Raw genomic sequence first — 16,237 nt, forward strand, 5'->3', positions numbered from 1 at the left:
AAAAGGCAATGGAAAGGAGAATGGATTCTGTTTGCGGAACGAGTGTAGAAACGCGTCTCAGCGTTGCTGATGTTTTTTGTACTGACGTTGTCGTTCAGTGACGCGACGTGAATACGCGTCTCTGCCTCGGTTTGGGTTTACTCGCCCGAGGGCTTTGGCTGGGGCTCTGACAAGGATACAGGCACGCCGAAGTTGGGCGTGCCGTCAGCATTCCAGGTGAACTTCTGCATGCGGGAGCTGCGGCCCTCGCACTTGCCGTCGGCGGCGGTTTTGGCGTGGTATACAATCCAGTCCTCGCGCCCGTCCGGCGACTTGGTGAAGCAGTTGTGCCCAGTGCCCCACACGCTGTTTTCAGCCGAGGGCCTGAATACCGGCCGGGCCGTTTTGATCCATGATTCGGGCTTCAATGGGTCGCCCCCTTTTTTAGCCGTGAGCATACCGAGGCAGTAATTATCGTCCCAGCAGGCGCTGGCCGAGTACACCACCAGCAACTGGCCCTTCTTGCCGGGCAGAAACTCGGGGCCTTCCAGAATCTGGCGGCCGCCGCCTTGTTCCCAGTCAAACGTGGGTTTGGCAATGACAACCTCCTGGTCGGCGGCTATAGTCCAGGGGTTGGTCATGGGGGCAACGGCCAGCACGCTCTGCGGCCCCACGTAGGCTGAGTACAGGAAGTACCGCTTGCCGCCCTGCTCAAACACCGAGCCGTCGAGGCCGGTGTACTTAGTGTTCACCTTGCCCCGGTCGGTCCAGGTGCCGGTGGTAGGGTCAGTGGCGCTGTTTTCCAGTACAAATACGTAGCGGTGGTTGTCGTCGGGAGCCGTTTTATCGGAAGCCGTGTAGTAGAGGTACCACTTGCCATCGAGGCGGTGCAGTTCGGGGGCCCAGATCTGGCTGGAATTGGGGCCGGTGGCGGGCGGCGTCCACACTACGGCGACGGGGGCGTTGCGAATTTCGCTCAGGGCTTTGGATTTCCAGAGCGTGATGTTGCGGCCCATCGTGTTGGTGTAGTAATAGTAGCCGCCGTGCTGCGCCACCCACGGGTCGGGGCCATCATCACGCAGCGGGTTGCTGAACGCGGTGGCGGGCTTTTGCTGGGCCAGCGCGGCCGGGGCCAGCCCAACCAGGAGGCCGGTACCAAGCAATGTGGCCCAGAGGAAAGCAGATAGGTTCATAGTGGATGAAAGTGATGTTTCTGGTTAGTTGGCCACCGCATTCGGCATCATTGGAATCGACAGAAAAGAAACCCGGAAGGCAGCTACTGCCCTTCGGGTTGAGGGGTTTAGCCGGTTAATGCACCACTACCATGCTGCACCGCTGGCTGCTACCAGCAGCTGTCAGTCGCACGGTGTACAGGCCGGCTGGCAGCGTTTCGGTGGGCAGCAGGGTTGTATTAGCCACGCCAGCGGCAGCCTGCAGAACCAGGTGCCGCACCAGCCGTCCGGTGCTGCTGTACACATCCAGGCTGGCCGCGCCCGTCCGTTGGGGCACAAACGAGAGGCTGACACTGGTGCTGGCGGGGTTGGGATACGCGGTGAGGCTGCCGGCCGGGGCTTCGTCGCGGGCGGCCAGGGCGGTGCGGCCGCTGTTCAGCGGCACGGGCATCAGGTCCAGTTTCCAGCGTTGGGCATCGTTGCCGTTGTCGGTGTATTGATGCACGGCGGTACCGGGGTTAGAGAGGTTGTTATCTACATCGAGGCACTGGTTGGTGCCTTTATGTACCAGCTTCACATACCCGTCGCCCAGACTCACAATCTGCCAGCGCTGGGCGTCGTTGCCGTTATCCGTCCACTGCTGCACCACGGCCCCGGCACTGGGGCTGTTGCCAGCCACTTCCAGGCAGAGGTTGGTGTTGCGGTGCCGGATTTTGTAGTAGCCGTCGGCTTCCAGCGTAATCACCCAGCGTTGGGCATCAAAGCCGTTATCCGTCCACTGGTGCAGGGCCTGGCCGGGCGTAGTGGAGCTATTGGGCACATCGAGGCACTGGTTGGTACCCTTGTGGGTAAGCCGGTAGGTGCCGCCCGATACGATATCCAGATTCGTTAGCGTAAGCTGCCAGCGTTGCGCATCACTGCCGTTATCGGTGTATTGGGCCACATTCGTGTTGGGGGCACTGCTGTTATTAGCCACGTCGAGGCACTGATTGGTACCCTTGTGGGTGAGCTTGTAAAATCCACCGTCCACGGCTTCCATGCGCCAGCGCTGGGCGTCACTGCCGTTGTCGGTGTACTGCTGCACATTGGCGTTGGGGGCCGCGCTATTGCCCGCTACTTCGAGGCACTGGTTGGTCCCCCGGTGCGTGAGCTTGTAGTGGCCATCGGTTTGCAGCGTCGCAATCCAGCGCTGGGCATCGTTGCCGTTGTCGGTGTACTGGGCTACGTTAGTGCCTGGGTTCGGACTGTTACCGGCCACGTCGAGGCACTGGTTCGTGCCCTTGTGCGTGAGCTTGTACGTGCCGCCCGATACCAGATTGTTCACCGGACACACACCACCGGGCACCCGCGGAGCCACGCCGTAGTTGGTCATATTCACCTTCTGCATGGAGCCGTCGGCGGCGAAGTACAGCCGGTCGATGGCCACGTAGCGGGTAGAGAAGTTGTTGTTCTGGTAGCGGTGGTAAGTGATGTAGTACTCGTCACAGCCCGCAATCTTGGTGATGGAATGGTGGCCCGGCCCCTGGTTCTGGGCATCCGACGACAGCAACGAGCCCCGGTACGTCCAGGGGCCGGCGGGCGAGGTGCTGGTGGCGTACTGCACGTTGTAGCTGGCGTTAAACCACGAGCCGTTGGAGTAGGTCATGTAGTACAGCCCGTTGCGCTTCACTATATATGGCCCTTCCGTGTAGTTCTGAGGCGTGATATTCACGGGCGCATCGGCCGTGAGGCTCACCATATCGGCGTTGAGCCGGCGCATCACCAGCTTGCTGCCGTTAGAGCCGCCGTAGTAGATGTAGGCCTGCCCATTATCGTCCACAAACACGTGCGGGTCGATGATATCCACCGTGTAGGGGTCGGAGCCAATAAGCGGGCGGCCCAGGTCGGTGAACGGGCCGGTGGGCGAGTTGCCCACGGCCACCCCAATTTTTACCTCGGCCGAGTAATAGAAGTAGTACTTGCCGTTGCGAGCTACCACGGAGGGCGCCCAGCCGTTGTAGTCGGCCCACACGCATTGCGGGCCCACATCGAAAATCACGCCGTCGTCGCGCCAGTTGGTGAGGTCGGCGGAGGAAAACGCGTGAAAGTCCTGGCCGCCGGTGCCCTCATTGGAGGTGGGATAAATGTAGTAGCGCCCGTTAAAGTAGTTCATTTCTGGGTCGGCGTGGTAGCCGGGTATTACCGGGTTGCCGCTGGTCTGGGCCGCGGCCGGCCGCGCAAGGCCTAACGCAAACAGGGCCAGTTGCAGAAAAAGGAAGCAGTGTTTCATAGTGGTTGTGGTGGGGTTTAGGTAGGTAGTGGAGCAAGTGCGGAGTAAAGGGATTCGGCTGCCAGGCCGCCGAAGCTGTTCAAACCGGCTATCCGGCCTGAAGCAGCCGAAAACCGGGCAAACCGGTCTTTCCGGCTGGTATAAGACGGAGGCGTTGGCGCAAACTCCCGCTCACCCGGAGTATGGCAGAAATTATGAATCTGCCGCCGCACAGCAGGCCTGTGGCATCCAGGAATAGAGCTGGCTTTCGAAGAGTACGTGGTGGTTCATTCATCTCACAGGCATATGAAAGGATGCAGCCGTGCTATGTATTCCACCCGAAGCGGTGCAAGCTAATCTTCGGATATAAATAATGCAAACGTTTGCACATTTATCTGCATCTTGTCCGCGCTCTTATTTGACTGTCTTTTCAGTTATTCCTCCTGAGTACTCACTCACCCATGCATTTCCTACTCCAGCCGGCCTTCTCCCCGTTCATCATTTGCAGTTTCTATGCCCCGGCGGCTGCTCAGGTCCAGCAACTGGAACACAACGCCGATATGCGAAGTATCACGGCGCTACCTCGTTACTTTCAAACCCGTCTTCAATCCTTTTCCAATGCCCCATTCTCGCCGCACCTTTCTTCAGCAAGCCGCCGCCGGCCTGGCTTCCCTGGCCCTGATAAACCAGGCTGCCGCCCGCGCCGCCGCCCGTACCTACACCAACCCCGTGTACGCCGGCCAGTTTCCCGACCCATTTGTGCTGAAGCATAACGGGCGCTATTACGCCTTTGGCACCACCGGCCAGGGCCGCACCCCCGATGGCCGCATCTTCACGCTGCTGACTTCCGATAATCTGGTGGACTGGAAGCCGGCGGGTGGGGCTCTCACTCCGCCCACCGGCGCCGAGGGGGCCGACTTCTGGGCACCCGAGGTGGTGTACCACAACGGCACGTTCTATATGTACTACTCGATGGGCGGCGGGGCCATTGGGGCCAGTATAGGGCACCGCCTGCACGTGGCTACCAGCAAAACACCGGAAGGCCCTTACACCCAGGCGGCCCTGCTGGATGTGCCGGCCAGCAAGTTCACCATTGATGCCCACGCCTTCCAGGACACCGATGGGCAGTGGTACCTGTTCTACGCCCGCGACTTTATTGACTCCGATAACGGCTACCGCCCCGGCACTGGTCTGGTAGTGGATAAGCTCATCGACATGACCCGCCTGGCCGGACAGAGCCGTACCGTGATGCGCGCCCGCCACGATTGGACGGTATTCGAGAAAAACCGCACGATGCCTCTATACGGCGGCCAGACTTTCCCCGAATGGCACACCCTGGAAGGGCCTTTTGTGCGCAGGCACAATGGCAAATACTACTGCTTTTACAGCGGCGCCAACTTCCTCACGCCCCGCTACGGCGTGGATTTCTGCGTGGCCGACAGCATTATGGGGCCGTATTCGGAAGCGGGCGGCGGCAAGGGGCCACGGGTACTGGCTGCCGTGGCGGACCACGTACGCGGACCGGGACACCACTCCCACGTCATGAGCCCCGATGGCAAAACCGAGTACCTAGTGTACCATGCCTGGAACAAGGAAATGACGGAGCGCCAGCTGTGTATTGATAAGCTGGCCTGGACGGCGCAGGGGCCGCGCTGCCAGGGCCCCACCTACACGCCGCAGCCCCTGCCCTAGCCATAGGCCGCAGCTCATGCTCAAAGGTACGCAAGGCTACCGCAACGGTGCCGGTTTCGTTGCGTACCTTTGCACAGGTAATTGCACGCCTTTTGCGCAGTATATTGCATAAACCTTCCTGAGTAAGCGATAAGGCTTTGGCACGAATTAAAGCATCCATCACGGACCTTGCCCAGCAACTGGGCGTATCGGTTTCCACGGTTTCCCGGGCCTTGAGCGACCATCCCGGCATCAGCGACGCTACCAAGAAGAAGGTTTGGAAGCTGGCCAAGGAGCTGCATTACCAGCCTAACCATATGGCCGCCGGCTTACGCAAAGGTCGGAGCAATCTGCTGGGGGTACTGGTACCGCACATTGATGGCCACTTTTTCACGATGGTGGTGAAAGGCATTGAAACTGTTGCCTCCAAGGCTGGCTACAACATCATGATCTGCCAGTCGAATGAGGACGTAACGCACGAACGGAAAAACATCGAAACCCTGCTCAGCGCGCAGGTGGAGGGTATTCTGGTGTCTATGTCGCGCACTACCCGCGACTTCCGCCACTTCGAGAAGGTGCGCAAGCAGGAAATTCCGCTGGTCTTTTTTGACCGGGTGCTCGATGGCCTTGACGTAAGTGCCGTGGTGCTCGATGACCGGGAGGGCGGCTACCAGTCTACCAAGCACCTCATTAAGCAGGGCTGCCGCCGCATTGCCCACTTTGGTGGCCCCCAGCACCTGAACATCTACAAACACCGTCGCCAGGGCTACATTGATGCGCTACTGGAAGCGGGCCTGCCGCTGCAGGAAGAGCTGATATTTTACTGCGACATGACCCTGGAAGACGGCATCCGGGGAATGCAGCAAATGCTGGAGCTGCCTACTCCCCCCGATGCCGTATTTTCTGCCAGCGACTTTTCGGTGGTGGGGGCTTTGCAGGAGCTAAAGCGCCAGAAGCTGCGCGTGCCGCAGGATATTGCCTTGGTCGGCTTCAGCAACGAAATGTTCACCTCCTTAACTGAGCCCATGCTGACCTCCGTGGACCAGCGCTGCGAACAGATGGGCCAGTCGGCCGTGCGGTTGTTTCTGGAGATGCGGGAGGAAAGCAGCATGACTTTTTCGCCCCGCCGCGTTGTACTCCAGCCCGACCTGCTGATCCGGGAGTCCTCGTTGCTGATAAGCGGGAAGTCGTAGCGGCTTGCCTCAAACAATAGCTTTTCTGGTTGCAGCCTCGCCCAACACTTCGGCCTGCAACTGGTTATTACCGCTACTTCACGGGTTTGGCGTTGCTACTCCATCACCGCCGGCTACTCTTCACTAATCATCACGTCCATGCCCTCATTCCGTCAGAAAGCGCTTAAGCTGCTGTATCCCCTCATCATGCGTCTGTCGAAGTCCAGTAACCGGGGCAAGGTGTTGGAGAATAAGGGCCAGATAGCTAGTCCGGCTTCTTTCTACCAGCTCGACAGCAAACTAAACAGCGGCCAGAGCTTGGCGTTTCAGGACCTGAAAGGCAAGAAAGTCCTGTTGGTAAATACGGCCTCCAACTGCGGCTTTACGAATCAGTACGAGGAACTACAGCAGCTTTCGGAGCAGTTTAAGGATGAGTTGGTGGTGCTGGGTTTCCCGGCCAACGACTTTGCCGAGCAGGAAAAAGACGATGATAAAACCATCAGCCAGTTTTGCCAGGTAAACTTTGGCGTGTCGTTTCCGCTGATGAAGAAAAGCGTGGTAGTAAAGCAGACCGCGCAGCATCCGGTTTACCAGTGGCTTTCAGATGCCGGCCGCAACGGCTGGAACGAGCAGGCCCCCGACTGGAACTTCTCCAAGTACCTCGTCAGTGAGGACGGCCGCCTGCTGAACTACTTCGGCCCCGCCGTTTCCCCGCTTAGCGATACGGTGATAGGCAGCATCAAGGGCGCTGGCAAATAAGCTGTCTGAACAAGACTCCGACGTTTTTTAACAAAAAGAGCGGACCATGTTGGTCCGCTCTTTTTGTATTCAGGAAGGGCTGCTTTTTATTTAGGAGCCGATGCGCTGCCTGTTTCCAGCTTCAGCACCGCGCCTGGCAGGCCTTTGGCAGTTGCCTTCACCTCCACCGAACCGGCTTGGGTAGTCGCCTGCACCGTAGCCACCAACTGGCCGTGGAAAGCGTGCATCCGGGGTTGATGAAACAGCTCCAGGCTGGTCGCGTCACCGTTGGCAACGGCCCGGAACCGGCCCTGGCCGCGCACAGTGAACTGCACCTGATTGGTGGCATTAGGGCAAAGGTTGCCCTGCGCATCCTCCACGCGGGCCGTTATGTACGCCAAGTCCTGACCATCGGCCGTGAGGCGGTTGTGGTCAGCTACCAGCCGGAGGTGGTGAGGCTGGCCGGCAGTGCGCACTTCCTCTTCCGCCACCGCCTTGCCAGCGGCATCGTACGCCACCACCTTAATGCTACCGGGCGCGTATTTCACGTCGTTCCACATCAGGCGGAACTGCGTCTGGAGCTTATCAGAAGGAGCTTTACTCTGGCGGCCCTGGCTTACACCATTCACGAACAGCTCGGCCGAGGGGTAGTTGGTGTAGCAGTACACGGGCGTCGTCTGGCCCTCGCGGCCGGGCCAGGTCCAATGGGGCAGCAGGTGCAGCGTGGGGCTGGCGGTATTCCAGCGGGAGCGGTAGAGGTAGTACCGGTCTTTAGGCAGGCCCGCCAGGTCCATGATACCGAAGTAGGAACTGTGCGAGGGCCAGGCCTCGTCGTAGGGCGTGGGCTCGCCCAGGTAGTCGAAACCGGTCCACACGAATTCGCCCATCAGGTACGGCAGCGCATCCTGCTGCACAAATTCCTCGTCGGGCGTCTGGGACCACACACAGGCCTCTAGGTCATAGGACGAGGATTGATTATCGGGGTATTTTTTCTGCTTGGCCAATTCTACCGGAAACTTGTACACGCCCCGGCTGCTCACCGTAGAGGCCGTTTCGGAGCCCAGCATAAAGCCCTGGGGCAGCTTGGCGCGGGCTTCGGGGTAACGGCTGGGCTTGTAGTTGAAGCCCGGCACATCGAGCAGGGCCGCGAAGCCGTTGCCCACAGCCGCGTCAAACTGATCCATGCCGGCCGTGACGGGGCGGGTGGGGTCTTCGCGGTGCACAATATCCTGCAGCCGCTGCGCAATGGCCACACCGCCAGGCGCCCACTGGTCGGGCACCTCATTGCCGATGCTCCACATGATAACCGACGGATTATTGCGGTAGTGGTGCACCATATTCACCAGGTCCTTCTCCGACCACGCGTCGAAATACTGGCTGTAGCCGTTCTTTACTTTGGGCTTTTTCCACTCATCAAACGACTCTACAATCAGCATGAAGCCCATTTCGTCGCAAAGCGTTACCAGCTCCGGGGCGGGCATATTGTGGGTGGTCCGGATGGCGTCGCAGCCCAAGTCTTTCAGCAGGGTCAGCTGACGGCGCAACGCGGCCGTATTCACGGCCGCGCCCAGCGGGCCTAGGTCGTGGTGGTTGCATACGCCTTTGAACTTGCGCGGCTGCCCGTTCAGGGAGAAGCCCTTGTTGGCCTCAAACCGGAACGAACGAATCCCGAACGACGTCCGGTACTCATCCTTCAGCACGTCGCCACTGTAGAGCTTCGAGGACGCGGAGTAAAGAACCGGCGTTTCCGGCGACCAAAGCTGCGGTTTGGGTACCACTAGGTTCTGCTCGAATTCCTGCCCGCTGGGGGGGGCCAGCGTGGTCGTGGTGGTAGCCACTACCTGCCCGGCCGCGTCCCGGATTTCCGTTTCCAGGCGCAACGACTGCGCGGCGATGCCGGGGGTTTCCACCTTCGTGCGCAGCTTTACCTTGGCAGAGTTGGCGTTGATTTCGGGCGTAGTGAGGTAAGTTCCCCACACCGGGACGTGCACATCCTGGGTTACTACCAGGTGCACGTTCCGATACAGGCCCGCACCGGGGTACCAGCGCGAGGCTTCCGGCTGGTTACGCAGCCGCACGGCCAGCACGTTCCGGCCATCGGGCCGGAGCGCGTCGGTAATGTCGCAGGAGAAGGAGTTGTAGCCGTAGGGCCAGGCCCCCACTTCCTTGCCGTTCACGAATACATGCGCGTCGCTCATGGCCCCATCAAACAGCAGCACGGCCCGCTTACCGGGCCCAAAACTGGGCACCGTCAGCTGCCGACGGTACCAGCCGGTACCAATGAAGGGCAGCCCGCCGGTGCGGCCGGCCTTCTGGGTAGCCTTCTGCTCTTGGTTCTGCTCAATCTTGACGGTTTGCAAGTCGTTGTTGCCATCAAATGGGCCGTAGATGGCCCAGTCGTGGGGCACGCTCACGGTCTGCCACTTGGCATCTTTAAAATCAGGTTGGGAGGCCTCGGGCACATCCCCTTTGGTGAATTTCCAGTCGGTGGTCAGCAGGGTTTCCTGACGGGTTTGCGCAGCGGCAGGAACGGATACTACGCACAGAAGGGCCAGTGCGGGCCAAGAGAAAGGACGGAACATAGGGTAAAAAACGGGCGGCTGACGGTTTCTATTGGCCAGGTCACCAGATAAAAAAAGAACTCTCAGGTGTTCATTGCTGAATTGCGCGGGCACCCGGCACGGGCTTGCAAAACCAGGTGGCAAGATAGCCACAGGGCACCCGGCCGGCTACTTCAGTTCCAGCACCACTACCGACCGGGCCGGCAGCGTCACGGCCAGATTGCTGCCTTTCTTCTTTGCGCCTTTGAAGTCAGCCAGCTTCACGGTGGCTGGTTTATCGAACGTGTTGTAGTCAGCTACATTGGCCGAGGTGAGGATACGGCCCGATACTGTTTTCCAGCTAACGCCGGGCAGCACGGTTTCCAGCGTCAGCGCCTTATTGGGGTCCAGGTTAACGAGGGAAATATGCACCGCCCCATTCTTATCTTTGGAGGCCGAAGCATTCAGGGCCGGAATTTTCTCCCCGCCCAGCACGTAATCAGGGCTCTGGAACTGCAGCGGCAGGTACTGCGCATCCTGGTGCACCTGGTAGAGGTCGAAAACGTGGTAAGTAGGTGTGAGCAGCATCTTTTCCTTCTCCGTGAGAATAACAGCCTGCAGCACATTGATAGCCTGAGCCAGGTTGGCCCCCCGCACCCGGTCGCAGTGGTTATTGAAGATGTTGAGCGTAGTTCCGGCCAGCAGCGCGTCGCGCAGGGTATTCTGCTGATACAAAAAGCCCGGGTTGGTTCCCGGCTCCACATCGGTCCAGATTCCCCACTCGTCTACCAGCAGGGCCACTTTCTTCTCCGGGTCGTACCGGTCCATAATGGCCGCGTGCTTGGTAACAATAGCTTCCATTTTGAGGCCGTTGCGCAGCGTATTAAAATACTCCTGTTCACCAAAGCCCGTGGCTTTGCCTTTGCTACCGCTCCAGCTGCCGGTGGGCAGAGTATACTGGTGCAGCGTGAGTCCCCACATCTGGTTGAGCGGAATCCGTTTCATGCACGTTTCCGTCCAGTTGGCGTCGTCGCCGTTTGCGCCGCTCACAATTTTCTTCAGTGGTGGTGAAGCCGGGTAGTTGTGAGCGAAGGTGGCGTAACGCTTGTACACGTCCGTGTAATAATCGGCTGTCATGTTGCCACCGCAGCCCCAGCTTTCGTTGCCGATGCCCCACCAGCTCACTTTATAAGGCTCAGGGTGACCGTTTTTGCGGCGTTCCAGCACCAACGGCGTATCATCGTTGGAATTGAGGTACTCCATCCAGCCGGCCATTTCCTGCACCGTCCCGCTGCCTACATTGGCGGCCAGGTAGGGCTCAGTGCCCAGCAACTGGCACAGCTCCAGAAACTCGTGCGTTCCAAAGCTATTGTCTTCCAGATTATTACCCCACCACATATTCAGCATTTTGGGGCGCTGGGCTGTGGGGCCTACTCCATCGCGCCAGTGGTATGTATCGGCAAAGCAGCCGCCGGGCCAGCGCAGGTTAGGTACCTTGATTTTACGCAGCGCCTCCACTACATCCAGCCGGATCCGGCCCTGTTTCGGCACGTTCAGCCCCTCCTCCACCCAGATGCCGCCGTAAATGCAACGGCCCAGATGCTCCGCGAACTGCCCCTGAATATGCCGGCTGATTTCCAACTTTGGGGTACCCGGCTGCACGGTCATCTGCACCGTTTGGGCCGGGGCCAGCAGCGGCAGCAGGCTTAGCAGGGGAGCCAGAGCAACACGTACCAGCTGCTTCCGCCGGGAACAGCAGGGCTGGTTCAATACAAAAAACGAATGGTTGGGCATGGCCAAAATAGTAAGTCGAAAATGTGCTTTCGAGGCGTATGTACTCCAAAGCATAATTCAGGAAGAGTCAAATGCGGCGTCGATTCACGTATCACCTCCTTTTTCAAGCAGATTACTGAAGGCCACTAGCCGTCTGATGACTTTCATGACCCTAAACTCCGACTTTTTTCGCACAATCGTTTGTGCCCATAGCAAACGTTTGCATCGCTACCTATTTATTCGGATGCAAATGAACAACCTGTTACCCCCGCAATGGACTGCAGTCGTGGAGAATAGTCACGTAGCACTCCATCAGCCATACGCTCAATCAGCTAACCCGTGTAGTCAATTAGCATATCTCTCCACCCGAGCTACGATAACAGCAACACGCTCATTATCAGGCATAAAAAAAGGCGACTCAGTGAGCCGCCCCTTTTCCACAACCAAAACACCTAAAAAAACTATTCTTTCAGTATTGCTCAAAACAACTATCGGGCCAGAAAACTTTCCCGTTACTGAATTAAGCCACTGCAGAACAGCTTCTATAGTGTCTACACGATAGAGAGTCGCTGAGGGCCGGGAAAGGTTGCATAGAGTCCCGAAAAAAATCAAAACTCTGCGGCAATGCCAACTAGCCGGTACCCAAGTGGCTATGCGTATCAATTACCTCCGCAGTAGTGAAAACGGGCTTTTAGATGTATTTTGCGCAGTTTTTCACTATTTGTCATTTTTCAAACTTTTTCTGCCTCTTCCGGCACTGCTCCTCTATGGATACTCCTAATCCTGAATTTATGCGCGAAGCCATTCGCTTATCCATCGAGAAAATGCAGGCTGGCTTTGGTGGCCCTTTCGGAGCGGTGGTAGTGAAGGACGGACAAATTATTGCCAGGGGCTTCAACCAGGTAACCAGCACCAATGATCCAACCTGCCACGCCGAGGTAGATGCAATCCGCAAGGCCTGCGCTACCCTGGGCACCTTTCAGCTGGACGACTGCGACCTGTACACGAGCTGTGAGCCCTGTCCGATGTGCCTGGGAGCCATCTATTGGGCCCGTCCCCGCCGCGTTTTTTACGGTAACAATAAGCAGGACGCGGCTGCCATTGGCTTCGACGACCAGTTTATTTATGAGGAACTGGAAAAGCCCCTCGACGGCCGGCGCATCCCAATGGTGGAATTATTGCGTGAAGAAGCCCTGGCCGGCTTCCGGGCCTGGCAGCAGAAAGAAGGACGTACTGATTATTAAACATTCCTTTGATTGGCCAAGCGTCAATTGTCCTGATTCTGGAATACCCGTCCTGATTTTAGACAAGGGCGGGTATTTTATTTTCGGCCTTTACAGCGTGTAGACCTATTTTATACATACCGGAAACTCTTTATCCGGCCCTGGCATTAAACTGGCACCGTGCGCTACTACGCATTGTGCATTTTGTATAAAACCAGGAATCCGTGTTAAAGAACCGAGTACTTATTATTGCCTTACTTTTTCTTTCGATTTCATTCAGCAGCCGGGCGCAGGTGGGCCAGTGGCAACCGGCCAATGCCACCACTACCTACCCGCGCACGTTGCTAACGCCGGAGGCTCTGCCGGTGCTACGGGCTTCCCTGCTGACGCCGGGGCCGGCGGCCCTGTATCGCGGACTTTACGAGAACAGCCTGGGCGACCCACCAGCGGATAACACGTCGGCGAGTGGGCGGCGGGCCCGGGCTACGTTTGCCAAGAATGCTGCGTTTCTGCTGCTGGTGAACCGGCAGCCGTTGGCGGGCACGCTGGCGGAGTGGCCCGAGGCCGAGCGGCAGGCGTACCAGGCGCGGGCGGTGGCGGTGCTGGAAAGCCTGAACCCAGCCGTGGAGGTGTTTGCCAGCTTTGCTGGCACCACGTACACCGAGTGGCAGTGGCGCTCTAAGGAGCTGATTGACTACCTGGTGGCGTATGACCTATTGCGCGGGGCCGGCGTACCGGCCGCAAAGCTGGAGCCCGCCCGCACCCGGCTGCAGCAATTTGCCGGGAATTTATACCGGGAATCGAACCGGCCTTTTCTGGGCGTGTACTTTTTCCGGCAGATCAAGAACAACCACGCTCTGATGACGGCCGCAGCCCTGGGCATGGCCGCCGTGGTGCTCAACGACGCTACCAGCCCCGACGTCAATCAGCAGCCCGTTAACTGGATCAACGCTGGACTTTTCCACCTCGACAATGTGCTCTGGGAAGATGCCCAGCGGCAGTCGGACCCGACGACGGTGGCGGGCTATGCCGAGGGGCCGTATTACTTCAAATACGCCTTTTTGAACTGCCTGCCGTTTATTCGGGCGCTGGGCCAGTTTGCGCCGAAGGCCAGCTTCACCTGCTCCTACAACGGCCTCACGCGCATCATCCCGAACCCGTATTCCGACCCGCGCTACGAGCGGCTCTATGAGTGGATGAGCGCCATTACTATGCCCGACGGCCGCTTTCCGGCTCTGGAAGACTCCTATGTGGACATGGGCATGCCGGAGCTGGCCCTCACCGGCCACGGCCGCTACGTGCAGCCGTTGCACCTCGCGCGCCTGGGCAGTAGTCAGCTTAACACCCTCACGGCCCAGCTCCGCGACGCCACCGTGGACATGCGCGCCGCCTACCTGGCCGCTTTGCCCACACCGACGCCCGTAACTCGCCCTACCCTCACCCACCTGCCGTCCAGTGGCAACCTCATCTTTCGCTCCGGCTCCGATTCGCTGGCCACGTATTTCCATGTGTACGGCAAAAGCGGCGCGGCCCAGGCCAACTCCGGGGGCCACAACCAGGCCGATGCCACCAGCTTTATGCTGCACGCCCGGGGGCAGTTGCTGGCCCTGGATGCCGGCTACCTGAGCTACGGCCGTCGCGCCGAAGTGGGCCAGGCCAACAACCACAACCTGATTTTGGTAGACGGCAATGGCCCGGCCATCGGCACGGCCGGCAGCCCCAACGACGCGCCCGTGAGTCTGCCCACGGCCTTTGCCACGCCGGAGCTGGCATTCGGTGAGGCCCACACTACGTATCAGGGCGCTTCCATCATTCGCAAAACACTGTTTATTCGCAACCAGTACATACTATTGGCCGATTTTGTGGTGGCCCCGGTGCCGCACACCTATACCTGGCAGCTGCATGGCTACGGGCTGGAAGGCGGCACCAGCACTACCGGCACGTTTCAGGCGGCCTTTACCGATGAAGAAGCCAGCTGGGAGAAAAGCGGGGTGCAGTTGCGGGCCCACGTGACTACGCCGGGGCCGGCTCCCACCTTCGGGAAAGCTACCAACGCCCACGAACTGGCCTACAACACGCCGGAAAACCACACGACGCTGCTTGTACAATCGGCCGCCAGCACCCAGACGCAATTCCTGGCGGCGTTGGTGCCGGGCGAGGCCACGGCGGCTACGGCGAAGTTTACCACCCGCAGTACCGCCGCCACCGCCGCCCTCACAGCCACCAGTCATGGCTTCCAGGACGCCGCCTTCACCCAATCCGACACGCTGCTGACCACGGCTGCCGGCCTACCCGAAATCCTGGCGTCGGATGCCCGGCTCACCTTTTTATCGGTTGATTACACGGGGCAGCCGGCTCAGCTGTTTCTCGATCAGGGCACTCAGCTACACTATGGCCCAACGGTGCTGCTGCAAGCCAGCCGGCGGGCTACCATCAGCTGGCAGCGGGACACGCGCGGCGGCTACGTGGGCTACGCCGACCGGGCCACCACGCTGGTAGTACACCTGACTACCGCCCCCGGACCGGTGGCCGGGGCGGGCGTGCAGACATCTTCGTATAACTCAGCCACGCAGCAGCTGACCATCAAGCTGGAAGCCGCTTCAGCCCTAACGGTACAGACGGCCGCCCAGCCGTTGCCCGTTACGCTGGTGAGCTTTGCGGGCCAGCGCAAACAAGCGGGCGTGGTGCTTAGCTGGCAGACGGCGGCGGAAATCAACAACCGAGGATTCGCACTCCAGCGCCGCAGCCCCACCGATACTGCCTTCCGCACCATTGACTTCATGCCCGCCAAAGGCACCACGGCCGGCACCACTTCTTACACCTATACTGACCCCACGGCACCGACCGAAATGGTGTATTACCGGCTGCAACAACAGAATCTGGACGGCACCGTTGCCTACTCGGGCGTGGTGCCGGTGGCGGCAGCTCCGGCTGTAACCTCAGTTCTGCAGGCCGCCCCAGTACCTGCTCACGACTTGCTGCGCGTTACTGCTCCCGGTACTTTTCCGGCGGCCTCCGGGCTAGAGCTGCTGGATAGCCGGAGCCGCGTAGTGCTACGCCAGTCACTGCTGACGCAAACGGTGCTATCCACGGTGGCCCTGCCGACCGGGGTGTATTTCCTGCGGGCCGTTGATGCGGCCGGCTACCCACTGACCTCGCCCCTCCGGATCCTGGTGGCACATTAGCGGCGTTGAGGGCTTCGGTCCGCCGGTCCGGTTCTCGTATGCCGCTGGTATTACCTCGTGATATCAGCTGACGGCAATCGGTCCGACTGCTTGCAGCCGCTGGACCGGTACGAAACCGTTTATTGCAGCAGCAGTTCCACTTCCAGCAATAGCGCCGTATTTTCCAGAATGTCGCGGAGTTGGGTCAGCTCTACCAATGAGAATACCAGGGCCAGCCGGAGGGCAGAAGTACGCAGGGCGATGCACCGCGCTTCCGGATCGTGGGTGCGTAGGCAGTGGTGCTGCCAGGTCTCGCCCACGGAACGGCGGAATTCCTGAAACTCCTCGGGCGTAGTAGCTAAGGCCACATTACCGAAACAGACATGCAGATGCCGGGTGCGCGGGCAGCGGGCGCAATACCCGAAATCGTTGTGATGAAAGAATTGAGCCATAAAACATACTGTTCAAAAGTGAGCAGGCAGCTGCAAGTATAATTATTTAGAATTTGTATAAATAAAATTCAGCCATATTTCTTCTCCTACGTCAGTTGGCTAGGG

General features: G+C 59.2%; 10 protein-coding genes. 5 read left to right on the top strand and 5 right to left on the bottom strand.

Features of this window, described 5'->3' with window-relative positions:
• Nucleotides 1-137: 137 nt before the first annotated feature.
• On the bottom strand, nt 138-1,172 hold the full coding sequence (locus tag HSW_RS14485; protein ID WP_052346465.1) for a glycoside hydrolase family 43 protein: 1,035 nt from the start codon (nt 1,170-1,172) through the stop codon (nt 138-140).
• Nucleotides 1,173-1,287: 115 nt separating this feature from the next.
• The gene (locus HSW_RS22940; protein WP_052346466.1) at nt 1,288-3,420 is read right to left on the bottom strand and encodes an RICIN domain-containing protein; all 2,133 of its coding nucleotides are present in this window, start codon (nt 3,418-3,420) and stop codon (nt 1,288-1,290) included.
• A 597-nt stretch (nt 3,421-4,017) separates the two neighbouring features.
• On the opposite strand from HSW_RS22940, the gene HSW_RS14495 reads away from it, so the two are divergent.
• The 3 genes from HSW_RS14495 to HSW_RS14505 all read left to right on the top strand — a co-directional run bounded on the left by HSW_RS14495 (nt 4,018) and on the right by HSW_RS14505 (nt 7,001).
• On the top strand, nt 4,018-5,091 hold the full coding sequence (locus tag HSW_RS14495) for a glycoside hydrolase family 43 protein (RefSeq protein WP_081768419.1): 1,074 nt from the start codon (nt 4,018-4,020) through the stop codon (nt 5,089-5,091).
• Between the two features lie 137 nt (nt 5,092-5,228).
• Nucleotides 5,229-6,263, top strand: coding sequence for a LacI family DNA-binding transcriptional regulator (locus HSW_RS14500; protein WP_044002516.1), 1,035 nt, complete (start codon nt 5,229-5,231; stop codon nt 6,261-6,263).
• A 138-nt stretch (nt 6,264-6,401) separates the two neighbouring features.
• Nucleotides 6,402-7,001: a glutathione peroxidase gene (locus tag HSW_RS14505; protein WP_044002518.1), complete on the top strand. Its 600-nt coding sequence runs from the start codon at nt 6,402-6,404 to the stop codon at nt 6,999-7,001.
• An 86-nt stretch (nt 7,002-7,087) separates the two neighbouring features.
• Here HSW_RS14505 and galB read toward each other — a convergent pair whose 3' ends face one another.
• Nucleotides 7,088-9,562, bottom strand: a complete 2,475-nt coding sequence (gene galB / locus HSW_RS14510; RefSeq protein WP_044002519.1) for a beta-galactosidase GalB — start codon at nt 9,560-9,562, stop codon at nt 7,088-7,090.
• Nucleotides 9,563-9,709: 147 nt separating this feature from the next.
• A complete protein-coding gene (locus HSW_RS14515) occupies nt 9,710-11,314 on the bottom strand; it encodes an alpha-N-arabinofuranosidase (protein WP_052346467.1) in 1,605 nt (534 codons plus the stop codon).
• Between the two features lie 746 nt (nt 11,315-12,060).
• Between HSW_RS14515 and HSW_RS14520 the strand changes: the two genes are divergently transcribed.
• Nucleotides 12,061-12,537 carry a nucleoside deaminase gene (locus tag HSW_RS14520; protein ID WP_044002520.1) on the top strand — a complete coding sequence of 159 codons (477 nt, stop codon included), beginning with the start codon at nt 12,061-12,063 and terminating at the stop codon, nt 12,535-12,537.
• Between the two features lie 203 nt (nt 12,538-12,740).
• Nucleotides 12,741-15,701 (top strand): heparinase II/III domain-containing protein, encoded by a 2,961-nt coding sequence (locus HSW_RS22945; protein ID WP_155832990.1) that lies wholly within the window; start codon nt 12,741-12,743, stop codon nt 15,699-15,701.
• Nucleotides 15,702-15,820: 119 nt separating this feature from the next.
• On the opposite strand, the gene HSW_RS14530 is transcribed toward HSW_RS22945, so the two are convergent.
• Entirely contained in the window at nt 15,821-16,132 is a 312-nt protein-coding gene (locus HSW_RS14530) for a DUF6686 family protein (RefSeq protein WP_155832991.1), read from the bottom strand.
• Between the last annotated feature and the right edge of the window lie 105 nt (nt 16,133-16,237).

Source organism: Hymenobacter swuensis DY53 (genome assembly GCF_000576555.1).
In the GTDB taxonomy this organism is placed as follows: Bacteria; Bacteroidota; Bacteroidia; order Cytophagales; family Hymenobacteraceae; genus Hymenobacter; species Hymenobacter swuensis.

Coding starts and splice junctions, on each gene's coding strand:
- HSW_RS22940 (WP_052346466.1), bottom strand. CDS start 3,420: ATGAAACACTGCTTCCTTTTTCTGCAACTGGCCCTGTTTGCGTTAGGC.
- HSW_RS14485 (WP_052346465.1), bottom strand. CDS start 1,172: ATGAACCTATCTGCTTTCCTCTGGGCCACATTGCTTGGTACCGGCCTC.
- HSW_RS14515 (WP_052346467.1), bottom strand. CDS start 11,314: ATGCCCAACCATTCGTTTTTTGTATTGAACCAGCCCTGCTGTTCCCGG.
- galB (WP_044002519.1), bottom strand. CDS start 9,562: ATGTTCCGTCCTTTCTCTTGGCCCGCACTGGCCCTTCTGTGCGTAGTA.
- HSW_RS14505 (WP_044002518.1), top strand. CDS start 6,402: ATGCCCTCATTCCGTCAGAAAGCGCTTAAGCTGCTGTATCCCCTCATC.
- HSW_RS14530 (WP_155832991.1), bottom strand. CDS start 16,132: ATGGCTCAATTCTTTCATCACAACGATTTCGGGTATTGCGCCCGCTGC.
- HSW_RS14495 (WP_081768419.1), top strand. CDS start 4,018: ATGCCCCATTCTCGCCGCACCTTTCTTCAGCAAGCCGCCGCCGGCCTG.
- HSW_RS14520 (WP_044002520.1), top strand. CDS start 12,061: ATGGATACTCCTAATCCTGAATTTATGCGCGAAGCCATTCGCTTATCC.